Source organism: Bradyrhizobium sp. (assembly GCF_028868675.1).
Taxonomy (GTDB): domain Bacteria; phylum Pseudomonadota; class Alphaproteobacteria; order Rhizobiales; family Xanthobacteraceae; genus Bradyrhizobium.
In genome coordinates this window covers 1-13,862 of sequence record NZ_JAGWUA010000011.1, presented here as the reverse complement: position 1 = coordinate 13,862, position 13,862 = coordinate 1, and the positions used below count along the sequence as shown (strand labels likewise).

Here is a 13,862-nt window from a genome sequence, read left to right as displayed (position 1 = left end):
TCCTAACGGGGCTGCCGGCGAGCAGGGTTCGCTAAGCACGGCGGACGGGTCAGGGCAAGGGGCGCGTTCGAAAATGCGCGACGATGCTCGCATGACGATCGCGGCCCGCGGCCACCAGCACTCCGTGCGCCACTTCCCGGCGATTGTAGCGGATGGGATCTCCGGAGAGTTCGGTCATCCTACCATCCGCTTCCTGCACGATCAAATCGGCCGCGGCAAGGTCCCAGTCGTGACTGTTGCCCCCCGCAAAAGCCGCATCGAGCGCGCCATGGGCGACGCGGCACAGCCGCAGCGCCAGCGAGCCGATTCGCGGATGCAGCCTGATCTCGCCGGGGGCCGGCTTGAGCCGCTCGACCAGCGGCTTGGGCCCGGCCATGCGCGAGAAATCGAGCGCTGCGCCGGGCGAGGCGCGCGCCGGGACGCCGTTGAGCGTCGTGCCCTGCCCGCGCATCGCGAAGAAGAACTCGTCGCTGGCCGGCGCGTAGACCGCGGCCAGCACCGGCTGCGCCCGCTCGACCAGCGCGACGCTGACGCACCAGTCGTCGTGACCGCCGAGATAGTTTCGCGTGCCGTCGATGGGGTCCACGATCCAGACCAGATCGCGGCTCAGCCGCGCGTGGTCGTCGGCGCTTTCCTCCGACAGCCAGCCGTAGTCGGGCGTCGCCGCGCGCAGCCGCGATTCCAGGAGATCGTTCACGGCGATGTCCGCCTCCGACACCGGCGAGGACGCGCCCTTGGTCCAGCTCTTCAGCTCGGTGCGGAACAGCGACAGCGCGAGCTTGCCCGCCTCGCGCACCGTGTCCTCGAGCAGCGCGGCATCGCGCGCCAGGACCTCGTTGCCGGAGACCGCGTCAGCGTCCGCCAAGCGTCAAGCCCTCGATGCGCACCGTCGGCGCGTTGACGCCGTAGCGGAATTCGAGATCGTTGGCGGGCACGAGCGACTTGAAGATCTCGAGCAGGTGGCCCGCGATGGTGACCTCGCTGACGGGATAGGCGATCTCGCCGTTCTCGATCCAGAAGCCGGAGGCGCCGCGGCTGTAGTCGCCGGTGACGCCGTTGACGCCGGAGCCGATCAGGTCGGTGACGTAAAAACCCTGTTTGATGTTCGCGATCAATTCCGCGGGCGTTGCCGAGCCGGCTTCCAGATGCAGATTGTAGGGACCGGGCGAGGGCGAAGAGGAAACGCCGCGATGGGCGTGGCCGGTGGTGGTCAGGCCGAGCTCGCGCGCGGTCGCGCAATCCAGGAGCCACGAGGTCAGCACGCCGGCCTCGATGATGGCGAGCTTCTTCACCGCGACGCCCTCGGCGTCGAAGGTCTGCGAGCGCAGGCCGCGCCGGCGCAGGGGATCGTCGACGATGCGGATGTCGCTCGCGAACAATTGCTGGCCGAGCCGATCCTTCAAGAAGCTCGTCTTGCGCGCGATCGAGGCGCCGTTGATGGCGCCGACGAGATGGCCGACCAGCGAGCCCGCGACGCGCGGATCGAACACCACCGGCACCCTGCAGGTCCCGACCTTGCGCGGGTTGGCGCGCTTCACCGCGCGCTCGCCGGCCGAGCCGCCGATTTTTTCGGGCGAGATCAGATCGGCCGCATGCAGCGCCGAGGTGAAATCGTAGTCGCGCTCCATGCCGGTGCCTTCGCCGCAGATCGCGGTCGCCGAGATGCCCTGGCTGGAGCGCAGATAGGAGCCGTGGAAGCCGGTGCTCGTCACCAGCACCATGCCGCCGATGCCGGCGGACGCCGAGGCGCCGCCGGATTTCGTGACGCCCTTCACCGCGAGCGCAGCCGCCTCGGCCTCGAGCGCGCGGCGCTCGAGCTCGGCGGTCGCGGGCACGTCGGGATCGAGCAGATCGAGATCGGCAAAACTCTTGGCAAGCAGCGCCGGATCGGCGAGGCCGACATATTTGTCGTCGGGCGCGACGCGCGCCATCGCCACCGCGCGCTCGGCGAGCTTCGCCGCGCCGTCACCGGAGACGTCATTGGTCGACACCACCGCCTGGCGGCGGCCGACCAGCACGCGCAAGCCGACGTCGTCGCCTTCGGAGCGCTCGGATTCCTCGACCCGACCATCGCGTATCTCGACACCTTGCGAGATGCCGCGCACCGCGACCGCGTCGGCCGCGTCGGCGCCGGCACGCTTCGCCGCCTCGACGAGGCGCTGCGCGAGATCGGAGAGTGCGGACTGGTCGAACAAGTCGCGATCGGCCCCGGCGGACACGATCGGTGCGGACGATGGTGAAGGGTTCACGAAGGAAATCCTGTTGCGGCGGGCGGTTCCGAGGTGAAGCGTCCCCAGGCACAGATGTGCCCTATTGGCGCGGACTTCAAGCATTTTTCGACCGCAGAAAGCTCGGATTCTCGCCTCTCGCGCAACGTCTCGTCAATCATGCGGGCCAAGGTCTCGTCAATCATGCGCGGCGGTGACGGCGGATTAACCAGCCTTTTTAAGCCGATTCCGAACGGCGCGCGCTAAGGTCTCACGCATCGACCGGGAACATAATCCCGGCGGGGAGACTAAGAGCCGTGAGGCGTCAAACAGCAACGAGCGGGAGCAATCCCGCCGGGTCGAGCCGCGTCTTGCGGCTCGACCCTTTTTCCCTGCCGATCCGCTTCGACGCGCACGATCCGCGCGCCGACGGTCAGGTCAGGCAGATCGAGCTTCATCGCGAACGCGTCGTGCTGCGCCGTGCGGTGCACGGCATGCGGATGGCGGTCAACGTCCGCGTCAGCGATTTTTCGGGCATTGCGCTGCGCGCGGGCTCCGACGCACAGACCCTCGTTCTCGTCCATCGTGATCCCTCGCTCTCGGTGCCGCTGCTGGTCAGCGCCGACGACGCCGAGATCGCGCAGGCATGGGCGGAATGGAGCGAGCTCTTCGCCCTGCCTCAGATCGACGAAGGACGGCGCGCGCCTGCGCCGCGGCGTCGCCGCAGCAACGCGATCCGCGCCCGCCGGCCGAAATTTCTGGTGCGCCGCCGCGCAGGCGTCGCGCGCGAGCTCCCGGTTCACGGCGGAGAGCGGGAAATCATCGCGCGGAATTGAGGATTTCCGGGGGCGGGCAACTACGCCGCGCGCAGCACGGCATCCGCGAGCAATCCCGCAAACAGCAGCAGGCCAGCGTCCCGGTTCGACTTGAACAGGTGCAGGCACAGCGCGGGATCGTCGATCCTGAGCCGCGCGATCTGCCAGGCGAGATGCGCGGCGAAGGCGGCGAGCCCGAGCCAGGCCGGCAGCCGCGCGTCGGCTGACGCCAGCGCCACGCCGATCAGCATCACCGCCAGCGCGTAGAACAGGACCAGCGCCTGATGGGTGTGCGCGCCGAACAGGCGCGCGGTCGACTTGACGCCGATCAGCGCGTCATCCTCGGCGTCCTGATGGGCGTAGATCGTGTCGTAGCCGATCACCCAGGAGATCGCTCCCGCATAGAGCACCAGCGCGGTCAGGTCGATGCGGCCGAAGACGACGGCGAACCCCATCAAGGCGCCCCAGGAGAAGGCGAGGCCGAGCACGACCTGCGGCCACCAGGTGATGCGCTTCATGAAGGGATAGACCGCGACGATCAGGAGCGAGGCGATGCCGGTCAGCACCGCGACGCGGTTGAACTGGACGAGCACCAACAGGCCGACCAGGGCCTGCGCGACCAGGAAAGCGAAGGCTCCCCCCACCGTCACCTGGCCCGACGGCAGCGGCCGCGAGCGCGTGCGCTCGACCTTGCCGTCGAGATCGCGGTCGGTGATGTCGTTCCAGGTACAGCCGGCGCCGCGCATGACGAAGGCGCCGACGAAGAACAGCGGAATCGTGAGCGGCAGGAGGCCGGCGTCGCGGGCGATGCCGGCCGCGAGCGCCGCCGACCACCAGCACGGCATCAGCAGCAGCCAGGAGCCGATCGGACGATCGAAGCGGGACAGTCGCAAATAGGGCCGCGCCCAATGCGGCGCGTGGGTGTCGACCCAGTTGCCGGTGGAGTCGGCAACGCGGGCAAACCCGGCACTCATCGGGTCAGGACGTTGCCGTTGAGCGTATCGAAGGTGCTGCCGCCCTTCTTGGCGGCATTGACTTCGGGCGCCGACGCCGAGCCCAGCACCTCGCTCAGCGACGGACCGGCCGGCCCGCGCTGCTGCATCTGCTGGGCGACGTTGCAGACCTTGGTCTGCATCGTCTCGGTGTTCTTGTGTCCGGCCTTCAGCTGCTGGCCGATCTGCGGCGGAATTCCGCATTTGGCGGAATTGCTCTCGACGTACTTGATCATCTTCATTTCGGCCTGAGCGAAATTCTTGATCAGCTTGCAGGCCTCGTCGGGCTGGGCGTGGCGGTCGCTCGCCGCCTTGATCAGCTTGCCGCGCTTCTCCGCCTCCTCGCGCAACGGCACGAAGGCCTTCATGCAATCCGCGCCGGCGCTCTGCGTCGGCGGCGCCGCGCCGAATCCGCCGCCGCCGACCGGCGGGGCGCCGTTCGCCGGGAACGAGGCCTGCGGCGGCGCACCGAGGGTGGCGACGGGCGCCGAGCCGTTGACGGGCGGGAACGCCGGATCGTTGGCAGGCGCCGCGCCCTGGCCGGGCAGCGGCGCGGGAAATGCGCCTTGCGCATGCGCGGCTCCGGCAGCCAAAGCCACGATGGCGGCTGCGATCGGAACCATCAGACGACGGATCATCAAGCAGTTTCTCCGGCAGGATCCACGCGGCCGGCGGCTTCCCAATCGAAGCGCGACCAATTTGTCGCAATTTTACGATTCCCGCCGGCGCTTAACAACCCGTCGAATGGGGCAGGAGCACGGCGCCGGGACGCAGGCAGACGGCGATATTTATCCCCGAACCACCCGCTTTCGGTTAAGAACGGCTCGCGAATTGGACCCCTCGACCATGCCTGCCTGCGACTTTCGCGCCCCCCGCCTCTTCGTCGATGCGCCGCTCGCGCAGGACGCGACCGTCGCGCTCGACCGCAACCAGAGCAACTATCTCGGCAACGTGCTGAGACTGGACGCGGGTGCATCCATCCTCGTGTTCAACGGCCGCGACGGCGAGTGGCAGGCCGCGATCGAAGGCCGCAAGCGTCCCGACCGCCTGGCGATCCTCAAGGCCACCCGGCCCCAGGACCGCCTGATCGACCTCTCTTACGTCTTCGCGCCGCTCAAGCACGCCCGGCTCGACTACATGGTGCAGAAGGCGGTGGAGATGGGCGCCGCACGGCTGCAGCCGGTGCTGACCCGCTTCACGCAGACGAGCCGCGTCAACGGCGAGCGCATGCGCGCCAATGTGATCGAGGCGGCCGAGCAATGCGGCATTCTCAGCCTTGCCGAGGTGGCCGAGCCGGTGGCGCTGGAGCGCTATCTCGGCCAGCGCGAGGCCAATCGCCTGCTGGTATTCTGCGACGAGGCGGCGGAGACGGAAAGCCCCGTCATCGCGCTGCAAGGCGCACTGCAGGCGGCGCGCGGCATCGACCTGCTGATCGGCCCCGAGGGCGGCTTTGCCGAGGAGGAGCGCGCGCTGCTCTTGCGCCAGCCGACCATCCTGCGGCTCGCGCTCGGCCCCCGGATCCTGCGGGCCGACACCGCGGCGGTGGCGGCGCTGGCGCTGGTGCAGGCGGTGCTGGGCGACTGGGCCGGTCGCGGCGCATTGGCCCCCCGTTAAGCCATTGGTCCGATGGAGGTCGAAACCGCCTCCGGGCCATGCTAAGGGGCAGCCCCAATAACCCTCCCCTACCCGGTTCCGCCGGGGATATCGGACCTCGCCATGACCGTGACGGCCACCTCGATTGCTGCCGGCTCCGCCGCCTGGGCGGACGCGCTGCTGTTGTCGTTCGCGCAGGCCGGTTACGTCCGGGCCGAGCCCGCGATCCTGCAGCCGGCCGAGCCCTTTCTCGACCTCTCCGGCGAAGACATCCGCAAGAGCCTGTACCTGACGACCGATCTCGGGGGCGAGGAACTCTGTCTGCGCCCCGACCTGACGATCCCGGTGGCGCGCGATTATCTCGCCTCCGGCCGCGCCGGACAGTCGGCCGGGTTCAGCTATCTCGGCCCGGTGTTTCGCTACCGGGGCGGGCGGCCCAGCGAATTCCTGCAGGCCGGTATCGAATCCTTCGGCCGCCACGACCGCGCCGCGGCCGACGCAGAGATGCTGGCGCTGGCGCTGGAGGCGACCGCCGCCTTCGGCGTCACCGACGTCGAGATCCGCACCGGCGATGTCGCGCTGTTCAACGCCCTGATCGACGCACTCGACCTCTATCCGGTGTGGCGGCGGCGCCTGACCAAGGATTTCAACCGCAAGATCAGCCTGGAGCAGGATCTGGAGCGGCTCACGCTCGCGACCGCCACCGCGCGCAACGAATACGAGGGCGTGCTCGCCGCACTCGCCGGCTCCGACCGCAAGGCGGCGCTCGCGCTCGTCACCGACCTGATGTCGATCGCCGGCACCACCAATGTCGGCGGCCGGACCACGGCCGAGATCGCCGACCGCTTCCTCGAACAGTCGACGCTGAAGGGCGGCGCGCTGCCGCGCGAGGCGCTGACCGTGCTGAAGCGCTTCCTCTCCATCGCGGGCAATCCGGACCACGCCATCGCCGAGCTGCGCGCGCTCACCGCGGACACCGGGCTCGACATCGCGGCCGCAATCGACCAGCTCGAGAGCCGGGTCGGCTTCATGGCCGCGCGCGGCATCGACGTGAAGGAGACGCGCTTCTCCACCGCGTTCGGCCGCGGTCTCGACTACTACACCGGCTTCGAGTTCGAGGTGCACCACAGGGGCAACGGCGTCGAGCCGCTGGTCGCCGGCGGCCGCTATGACGGGCTGATGACCCAGCTCGGCGCGGCCTCGCCGATCCCCGCGGTCGGGTTCTCGGTATGGGTGGATGCGCTGACGAGGATCGGCCGCAAGGTGGGAGCTTGACATCATGAGCGCGCCATTCGTCCTGGCCGTTCCCTCCAAGGGCCGCCTGCAGGAGAACGCCGAAGCCTTCTTCGCGCGCGCGGGGCTGACGCTGTCGAAGCCCGGCGGCGCGCGCGACTATCGCGGCACCATTGCGGGGCTGGACGACGTCGAGATCGCCTATCTCTCGGCGAGCGAGATCGCCTCGCAACTGGCGCGTGGCATGGTGCATTTCGGCGTCACTGGCGAGGACCTGGTGCGCGAGAGCATTCCCGATGCCGACAAGCGCGTGGCCCTGATCGACGGGCTCGGCTTCGGCCACGCCAACGTCGTCGTCGCCGTGCCGCAGGCCTGGATCGACGTCCGCACCATGGCCGACCTCGACGACGTCACCACCGGCTTCCGCGAGCAGCACCACCGGCGGGTGCGGGTCGCGACCAAGTACATCAACCTGACCCGCGCGTTCTTCTCGAGCCACGGCATCGTCGACTACCGCATCGTCGAGAGCGCCGGCGCGACCGAAGGGGCGCCGGCCGTCGGCACCGCGGAGCTGATCGTGGACATCACCACGACCGGCGCGACGCTCGCCGCCAACGGCCTGAGGGTGCTGGACGACGGTGTGATGTTACGCAGCCAGGCCAATCTGGTCGCCTCCCGGGAGGCCGACTGGTCGGCCGGAGCGCGGGAAACGGCGCGCATCATCCTCGACCATATTGCGGCGCGGGCGAGAGCGAATAAATACCGCGAGGTTCGCACCCGCTTTCGCGAGTGCAATGCGGCATTGCTGGACGAGGCGCACCGGAGCTTCGGTGTCGTCGCCCCGTTCGGCGGGCCGACCTCGTCGGGCATGCTGACGCTGCACTGCCCGCCGTCGAAGCTCTATGCGCTGTCGAGCTTCCTGCGCGATCATGGCGCCGAGACGGTTTCGGTGGTCTCGCTCGACTACGTGTTCGACCGCGAGAACCCGCTGTTCGCCAAGCTCGAGGCCTTCCTGCGGCCGTAAGGTCCGAAACGGGTTTTTCGGTCCGTTCAGCGTGGCGACAGCAAGCGCGTGCTACCATATGCTGTGCGATGGATGATGTGGGACCTGATCGATGACGCTGGGCTCTGACGTTTCCGGCCTGAGGACCAACGCGGCCAGCGCCGCGGCCGCCGGGCTGTCGATTGTCGTGCCCGTCTACAACGAGGCGGCAGGGCTTGCTGCACTGCATCAGCGGCTGTGCGAGCTCGCCAAGACCCTGCAGGCCCGCTATCGGCTGGCCTGCGAGATCATCTATGTCGACGACGGCAGCGCCGACGCCACGCTCGCGATCGCCCGCTCGCTTGCCGCCGACGCCGTCGACGTCCAGGTAGTCTCGCTGTCGCGCAATTTCGGCAAGGAAGCCGCGCTGATGGCGGGCCTCGACCACGCGCGACGCGGCGCCGTATTGTTCATGGACGGCGACGGCCAGCATCCGCCGGCGCTGGTCGAGCAGCTCGTCAGGCACTGGATCGAGGACGGCTACGACGTCGTCTATACCGCCAAGGCGCATCGCGACAACGAATCCTTCCTGCGGCGGCAGGCCGTGCACGGCTTCTACGCACTGATCAACTGGGGCGCGCGGCAGAAGATCCCGGAAGACGCCGGCGATTTCCGCCTGCTGTCGCCGCGCGCGGTCGCCGCCCTTCGCCAGCTTCCCGAACGCAACCGCTTCTTCAAGGGCCTCGCGAGCTGGATCGGCTTCCGCCAGATCCGCGTCGACTACGAGCCGGCCCCGCGCGCCCACGGCGTGACCACGTTCAACGCCGCGCGGCTGCTCGGGCTCTCGATCGAGGGCCTGACCTCGTTCTCGGTGGCGCCGCTGCGCATTGCGAGCCTGCTCGGCGTTGCGCTCGCCGGCGTCGCCTTCCTGTTCGGCCTCTCCATCCTCTGGGAGGTCTTCACCACGGGCAAGCAGGTGCCGGGCTATCCCTCGCTGGTGGTCGGCCTGATGACGATCGGCGGCGTGCAGCTCATCATGATCGGCATCGTCGGCGAATACATCGGCAAGATCCTGTCCGAGCTGAAGGCGCGGCCGATCTACTTCGTCGCCGAGCACAGCGAGAAGTCCTTCGAGGCCGCCAAGACCGACGACGCCGCGAGCAGGACGGCGGCCGAATGAAGCAGGCCGCGCAGCCGCGGCGTATCTGGCTCTGCGCCGACGATTACGGGCTGAGCCCCGGCGTCAACAGCGCGATCCGCGACCTGATCGAGCGCGGCCGCCTCAACGCCACGTCGGTGATGGTGGTGGGTCCCGCGCTCGACCGCGGCGAGATCGATGCGCTGGAAGCCGCGGCCAAGCCCAGCCCGCGCTGCGCCATCGGCCTGCACGTCACGCTGAGCGCGCCGTTCCGGCCGCTGACCATGCATTTCCGCCCGCTCGACGGCGACATGTTCCTGCCGTTTTCAAAACTCCTGCGCGCGGGCGCGATGCGGCGGCTCGACCGCGAGATGATTCGCGCCGAGGTGGCGGTGCAACTCGCCACCTTCGCCGACAGGTTCGGGCGCTTGCCCGATTTCGTCGACGGCCACCAGCATGTGCAGCTCTATCCGCAGGTGCGCGACGGCTTCGTCGACGCCGTCGCCGAGGCGGCGCCGAAAGCCTGGGTCCGCCAGGGCGGCCGCGACCAGCCGCTGGCGCGGCGGCTGCGCTCGCCGAAGGCTCTCCTGCTCGACACCTTGAGCGTCCCGTTCCGCCGCCGCGCCCGCGCGGCCGATCTGGCCTTCAATCCCGGCTTCGCCGGCGTCTATGATTTCAGCCCGAACGTCGACTTCGGCGCCCTGATGCTGCAATTCATCGAGAACCTGCCGGAAGGCGGCCTGATCATGTGCCATCCCGGCTTCGTCGACGACGTCTTGCGCAGCCTCGATCCCGTCACCGACGTCCGCGAATCCGAGCACGCCTTCCTCGCCGGCGACGCGTTCCCGGATCTGCTCAAGGCGAGCAACGTGACATTGGGATGAAACCGATCCGCGCGAGATGCCGCGCCAGGATGGTGGGCATCATGTCGCATACCGAAATTTGATCCGAACCCCACTGTTGACGGCGCAATGGAACCCTACATCTTCCGCGCGCTTGAATTGCGCGAGGGAGAACCATCATGACGCCGCAGGAACGCCAGCTCGTCGACGAGCTTTTCGACCGGCTTTCGAAACTCGAAACCGCGCCGCGCGACGGCGATGCCGCCGCCGCGATCTCCGACGGCCTGCGCAAGGCGCCCAACGCGACCTACGCGCTGGTGCAGACGGTGCTGCTGCAGGACGAGGCGCTGAAGCGCGCCCACGCCCGCATCCAGGAGCTGGAGGCGGCGCGCGAGCCAGCGCAGGGCCAGGCGGGCTTCCTCGATACCATGCGCGAGACGCTGTTCGGCTCGTCCGAGCCGCGCGGCTCGGTTCCGAACGTTCCGCCGCGCGACAGCCGTCCGGTGTGGAACTCCGGCCAAGCGATGCAGCAGGCGCAGCCCGGTTACGGACAGCCGGCTTACGGTCAAGGCGCGCCGCCGTTCGGCGGTGGCGGCGGCTCGTTCCTGGGCACGGCGGCGGCGGCCGCGGCCGGCCTCGTCGGCGGCTCGCTCCTGCTCAGCGGCATCCGCAACATGATGGGCGGCCCTCACTACGGCTTTGGCGACGCCAACGCGCTTCCGGAGCGCGGCGGCAGCCCATGGGGCGGCGGCGACCAGTCCGGCAGCACGCTCGCCCGCGACGCCGGCATCGACGATATCGGCTCGCGCGGCCGCGACGACAGCCGCCAGGGCTTCTTCGACCAGGCCTCGAACGATCAAGGCAATGACGGCGACGACCGCGACGACATGGATTTCGACGCCGACGACGGTGGCGATTTCGGCGGCGGCGATGACGACGGCGGCAGCGACTACGCCTGAGCGATCTTCACCGGCCCAAATGCAGAACGGCCGCCCGTCAGGCGGCCGTTCCCGTCGTCAGTTCGTCCCGTTCACATCACCACGACCCTGGCCCCGACATTGACGCGGCCGTAGAGGTCGATGACGTCCTCGTTGCGCATGCGGATGCAGCCGGAGGAGACGTTGGTGCCGATGGTCCAGGGCTCGTTGGAGCCGTGGATGCGGTAGAGCGAGGAACCCAGATACATCGCACGCGCGCCGAGCGGGTTTTCAGGTCCACCCTCCATGTGCCGCGGCAGGTCGGGGCGGCGCGCCAGCATTTCGGCGGGCGGCGTCCAGTCCGGCCATTCGCGCTTGGCCGAGATCGTCTTCACGCCCGACCAGGTGAAGCCGGGGCGCCCGACGCCGATGCCGTAACGCAGCGCCTTGCCGTTGTCCTGCACGAGATAGAGGAACTTGTTCGGCGTATCAACCACGATGGTGCCGGCACTTTCCCGACCCGGATAATCGACGACCTGCTTCTCGAATCTCGGATCGAACGGACGGGTCCGCGGATCGGCCGCCTCATCGCGCATGCCCTGCATCTGCGGGTCGTTCGCCTGCGGCAGGCTCCGCTGATCGTAATAGGCCGGCTGCTGCTGATACATCGGCTGCCGATCGTAGCTCCGGCCCTGTCCCGGCCCGTCGCCGAACAGGAATTCGATGAAGCCGCCGCCCATGTTGGAACGGCCGTTGTAGGCCATGCGCATCGGCTGGGCCTGCGGTCCGCGCGGCTGCATCGCGGTTTCAGGGGACGAGGCTCTGGCATCGAGCGCCGCGGCGGGATCCATGCCGGCAACGAGCATGCAGGCACCGCCGAGCAGCGCGGCGGACATTCTCTTGAACATGACGTACTCTGTACTGTTTCGTCTGGTGGCGTTCATCGTGGCGAGCGCCTGGTCGTCGCGCCCTCGCCGCGCCGCGAGTTAAGATCAAAAGCCGATCGGTTTGGTAAACGGAAACAGCGTTTCGATTCACCACGTCGTCAGCCGGCGCGCAATTCGCCGGGTAGCGTTTATTTTCGGTGAACGGCGCGAGGGCATGGTTAATCGCCGGTTGCATCTGCGATCGCGCGCAATCGAACGCCAGTTCCTCGTGAACTTCGTGTTAAATCGCTTCTGTCTAAAAAAGGCTCGTGAGCGAGGTGGGGGGAGTATCAGAATGGCTGTTCACCGGAAACGTTTTCGCGTCGAGGAAGTCGTGCTCGGCGCGGCACCCATGCCCGATGTGGATGAAGAGACGCCGATGCATCACGAGATCATGGCCGAGTTGCGCGCGATCCGCGCGCAGATGGCCAAGGGCACGGTCAATCTCACGGGCAGTGCAGCCATGGAGGCCATCGATGCATCGACCGCGCATGAGCTCGCGGAAGCCCGCGCCATGCTGGAAACCTATCGCGCCCAGATCGAGCAGTGCGAAAAGCTGAAGATCGAGCTCGACCTCATTCACGACGCCATCGACCGCACCAAGCGCGAGATCGCGGTGCTGCACGGCAAGAGCTTCAACGGCGAGGAGATGGCCAAGGTCAACGGCGAGCTCGGCGCCGTGGTCGGCGGTACCGAGCAGGCGACCCAGCAGATCCTGGAAGCGGCCGAGTCGATCGACCAGGCGGCCTCCGCCCTGTCCAAGGTGGATTCGGTCGACCAGCAGAAGCAGCTCGCCGACGACATCCAGGAGCGCGTGATCTCGATCTTCGAGGCCTGCAACTTCCAGGACCTGACCGGCCAGCGCATCAGCAAGGTCATGAGCACGATGAAGTTCATCGAGCAGCACATCAATGCGATGATGGACATCTGGGGCGGCGTCGACGCGATCAAGGCGCATGTGCCGCCGATCGTCGACACCCGTGAGGGCGATGCCAGGCTGCTCAACGGCCCCAAGCTCGACGGCGACGATGGTCACGCCTCGCAGGACGACATCGACGCGCTGTTCGACTGAACGGGCGGCTTATCGGAATAAGAAAAACGCCGGCGCTAAGCCGGCGTTTTTGTTTGTCCCGTCATTGCGCCATCACGCCCTGGGCGCGCAGCGGACGTAGACCATGTTGCCGTAGCGGGTGGCGGCGTCCTTGTCGATGAAGCGGGTCACCATGACGCGGCCGTCGAAGGAGACGATCTCGCGATCCTGCTCGCCGGGGGTCGGACCGGGCGGCCCGATGTAGTTCTTGCCGCTCGGGCTGCCCTTGAGCCGCAACTCCTGCGGCGTCGCCTGGTCGGCGAGATGCATGATGACGCCGCCGCTCGAGCCGGCGCCGATCACGTAAGGATTCTTGCACTGCGCGCGCGCCGCGGCCTCGGTGCGGGCGCGGTCGGCCGGGTTCTGGAACGAGGCAAGACCCCAGCGGCCGACGATCTCGTCGGCGCGGATGGTCGCCGGCATCTCCGGCGCGGTGCCAGGCTCCGCCTCGGGCGGCGGCGATGAGGACGAGAAGGACGGCAGGCTCATGCCGCCGCCGCACGCGCCCAGCAGCAGCGCCAGGGCCGAGGCGGCGGCCAGATTGGCAACCGTCCGCGCGTGAGCTGAACTGTTCATGGCATTCCCCCGAGCAAAGCGCCCCCGAACGAGAGCCTGACCGCATCCCTCCGGCAGCCAAGCGCAAAACTGCTGTCGGAGCAATGACGTCCTGTAATACGCCGGCGCCCCGCACAAGGTTTCCCGGACACCATCCTATATCCGCCTCACCAAGGACTTAACCCCCTTTGCTTGACAGGATCGAAGCCAAGCCATATTTCCGGGCGCACTGTTAGCACTCGGAATGGCCGATTGCTAAGCGCGGCGTCCGGTCCTCCGAGAGGCCGGACGGGGGCGCGCCCCCACCCACTTTCCGCCGCTTCGAAAAGCGAGCCTCCAAAGGGAAACGTCATGGCTAAATCCAGATTTCGTCCGCTGCATGACCGCGTCGTGGTCAAACGTATCGATGCCGAGGAAAAGACCAAGGGCGGCATCATCATTCCGGACACCGCCAAGGAGAAGCCCTCGCAGGGTGAAGTGGTCGCCGTCGGCCCCGGCGGCCGCGACGAAAGCGGCAAGCTGATCCCGATCGACCTCAAGGTCGGCGACCGCGTGCTGTTCGGCAAATGGTC

General features: G+C 68.1%; 15 protein-coding genes. 9 read left to right on the top strand and 6 right to left on the bottom strand.

What is annotated here, in order from left to right:
• Positions 1-49 precede the first annotated feature (49 nt).
• Together KGM94_RS02965 and KGM94_RS02960 are read right to left on the bottom strand one after the other, a co-directional pair.
• Positions 50-865: a 3'(2'),5'-bisphosphate nucleotidase CysQ gene (locus KGM94_RS02965; RefSeq protein ID WP_300254843.1), complete on the bottom strand. Its 816-nt coding sequence runs from the start codon at positions 863-865 to the stop codon at positions 50-52.
• Positions 852-2,249 (bottom strand): TldD/PmbA family protein, encoded by a 1,398-nt coding sequence (locus KGM94_RS02960; RefSeq protein ID WP_300254842.1) that lies wholly within the window; start codon positions 2,247-2,249, stop codon positions 852-854. Before KGM94_RS02960 ends, KGM94_RS02965 begins: the two co-directional genes overlap by 14 nt.
• Positions 2,250-2,524: 275 nt before the next feature.
• Here KGM94_RS02960 and KGM94_RS02955 point away from each other — a divergent pair, with 275 nt between their 5' ends.
• Positions 2,525-3,043 carry a DUF6101 family protein gene (locus tag KGM94_RS02955; RefSeq protein ID WP_300254841.1) on the top strand — a complete coding sequence of 173 codons (519 nt, stop codon included), beginning with the start codon at positions 2,525-2,527 and terminating at the stop codon, positions 3,041-3,043.
• A gap of 20 nt (positions 3,044-3,063) precedes the next feature.
• Here the strand turns inward: KGM94_RS02955 and ubiA are convergent, their stop codons facing one another.
• Both ubiA and KGM94_RS02945 read right to left on the bottom strand, forming a co-directional pair.
• On the bottom strand, positions 3,064-3,996 hold the full coding sequence (gene ubiA / locus KGM94_RS02950; protein WP_300254839.1) for a 4-hydroxybenzoate octaprenyltransferase: 933 nt from the start codon (positions 3,994-3,996) through the stop codon (positions 3,064-3,066).
• Positions 3,993-4,652, bottom strand: a complete 660-nt coding sequence (locus tag KGM94_RS02945) for a hypothetical protein (RefSeq protein ID WP_300254837.1) — start codon at positions 4,650-4,652, stop codon at positions 3,993-3,995. Before KGM94_RS02945 ends, ubiA begins: the two co-directional genes overlap by 4 nt.
• A 208-nt stretch (positions 4,653-4,860) precedes the next feature.
• Here KGM94_RS02945 and KGM94_RS02940 point away from each other — a divergent pair, with 208 nt between their 5' ends.
• The 6 genes from KGM94_RS02940 to KGM94_RS02915 all read left to right on the top strand — a co-directional run bounded on the left by KGM94_RS02940 (position 4,861) and on the right by KGM94_RS02915 (position 10,761).
• A complete protein-coding gene (locus tag KGM94_RS02940; protein WP_300254836.1) occupies positions 4,861-5,628 on the top strand; it encodes a 16S rRNA (uracil(1498)-N(3))-methyltransferase in 768 nt (255 codons plus the stop codon).
• A 102-nt stretch (positions 5,629-5,730) separates the two neighbouring features.
• Complete coding sequence (locus KGM94_RS02935) at positions 5,731-6,882, top strand: ATP phosphoribosyltransferase regulatory subunit (RefSeq protein WP_300254834.1); 1,152 nt, start codon at positions 5,731-5,733, stop codon at positions 6,880-6,882.
• Between the two features lie 4 nt (positions 6,883-6,886).
• The gene (gene hisG / locus KGM94_RS02930; RefSeq protein WP_300254832.1) at positions 6,887-7,864 is read left to right on the top strand and encodes an ATP phosphoribosyltransferase; all 978 of its coding nucleotides are present in this window, start codon (positions 6,887-6,889) and stop codon (positions 7,862-7,864) included.
• Positions 7,865-7,955: 91 nt separating this feature from the next.
• Positions 7,956-9,002 carry a glycosyltransferase family 2 protein gene (locus KGM94_RS02925; protein WP_300254830.1) on the top strand — a complete coding sequence of 349 codons (1,047 nt, stop codon included), beginning with the start codon at positions 7,956-7,958 and terminating at the stop codon, positions 9,000-9,002.
• The gene (locus KGM94_RS02920) at positions 8,999-9,844 is read left to right on the top strand and encodes a ChbG/HpnK family deacetylase (RefSeq protein ID WP_300254828.1); all 846 of its coding nucleotides are present in this window, start codon (positions 8,999-9,001) and stop codon (positions 9,842-9,844) included. Before KGM94_RS02925 ends, KGM94_RS02920 begins: the two co-directional genes overlap by 4 nt.
• A 137-nt stretch (positions 9,845-9,981) precedes the next feature.
• Positions 9,982-10,761 (top strand): DUF2076 domain-containing protein, encoded by a 780-nt coding sequence (locus tag KGM94_RS02915; protein WP_300254826.1) that lies wholly within the window; start codon positions 9,982-9,984, stop codon positions 10,759-10,761.
• Positions 10,762-10,832: 71 nt separating this feature from the next.
• Here KGM94_RS02915 and KGM94_RS02910 read toward each other — a convergent pair whose 3' ends face one another.
• Positions 10,833-11,627 (bottom strand): L,D-transpeptidase, encoded by a 795-nt coding sequence (locus KGM94_RS02910; protein ID WP_300254824.1) that lies wholly within the window; start codon positions 11,625-11,627, stop codon positions 10,833-10,835.
• A 313-nt stretch (positions 11,628-11,940) separates the two neighbouring features.
• Here KGM94_RS02910 and KGM94_RS02905 point away from each other — a divergent pair, with 313 nt between their 5' ends.
• Positions 11,941-12,717: a protein phosphatase CheZ gene (locus KGM94_RS02905; protein WP_300254821.1), complete on the top strand. Its 777-nt coding sequence runs from the start codon at positions 11,941-11,943 to the stop codon at positions 12,715-12,717.
• A 72-nt stretch (positions 12,718-12,789) separates the two neighbouring features.
• Here the strand turns inward: KGM94_RS02905 and KGM94_RS02900 are convergent, their stop codons facing one another.
• Positions 12,790-13,311 (bottom strand): hypothetical protein, encoded by a 522-nt coding sequence (locus KGM94_RS02900; protein WP_300254818.1) that lies wholly within the window; start codon positions 13,309-13,311, stop codon positions 12,790-12,792.
• A 330-nt stretch (positions 13,312-13,641) separates the two neighbouring features.
• Between KGM94_RS02900 and KGM94_RS02895 the strand changes: the two genes are divergently transcribed.
• Positions 13,642-13,862: co-chaperone GroES (locus KGM94_RS02895; protein WP_300254816.1), on the top strand; the 221-nt coding region annotated here is incomplete at its 3' end.

Coding starts and splice junctions, on each gene's coding strand:
- ubiA (WP_300254839.1), bottom strand. CDS start 3,996: ATGAGTGCCGGGTTTGCCCGCGTTGCCGACTCCACCGGCAACTGGGTC.
- KGM94_RS02945 (WP_300254837.1), bottom strand. CDS start 4,652: ATGATCCGTCGTCTGATGGTTCCGATCGCAGCCGCCATCGTGGCTTTG.
- KGM94_RS02940 (WP_300254836.1), top strand. CDS start 4,861: ATGCCTGCCTGCGACTTTCGCGCCCCCCGCCTCTTCGTCGATGCGCCG.
- KGM94_RS02935 (WP_300254834.1), top strand. CDS start 5,731: ATGACCGTGACGGCCACCTCGATTGCTGCCGGCTCCGCCGCCTGGGCG.
- hisG (WP_300254832.1), top strand. CDS start 6,887: ATGAGCGCGCCATTCGTCCTGGCCGTTCCCTCCAAGGGCCGCCTGCAG.
- KGM94_RS02925 (WP_300254830.1), top strand. CDS start 7,956: ATGACGCTGGGCTCTGACGTTTCCGGCCTGAGGACCAACGCGGCCAGC.
- KGM94_RS02920 (WP_300254828.1), top strand. CDS start 8,999: ATGAAGCAGGCCGCGCAGCCGCGGCGTATCTGGCTCTGCGCCGACGAT.
- KGM94_RS02915 (WP_300254826.1), top strand. CDS start 9,982: ATGACGCCGCAGGAACGCCAGCTCGTCGACGAGCTTTTCGACCGGCTT.
- KGM94_RS02910 (WP_300254824.1), bottom strand. CDS start 11,627: ATGTTCAAGAGAATGTCCGCCGCGCTGCTCGGCGGTGCCTGCATGCTC.
- KGM94_RS02905 (WP_300254821.1), top strand. CDS start 11,941: ATGGCTGTTCACCGGAAACGTTTTCGCGTCGAGGAAGTCGTGCTCGGC.
- KGM94_RS02900 (WP_300254818.1), bottom strand. CDS start 13,311: ATGAACAGTTCAGCTCACGCGCGGACGGTTGCCAATCTGGCCGCCGCC.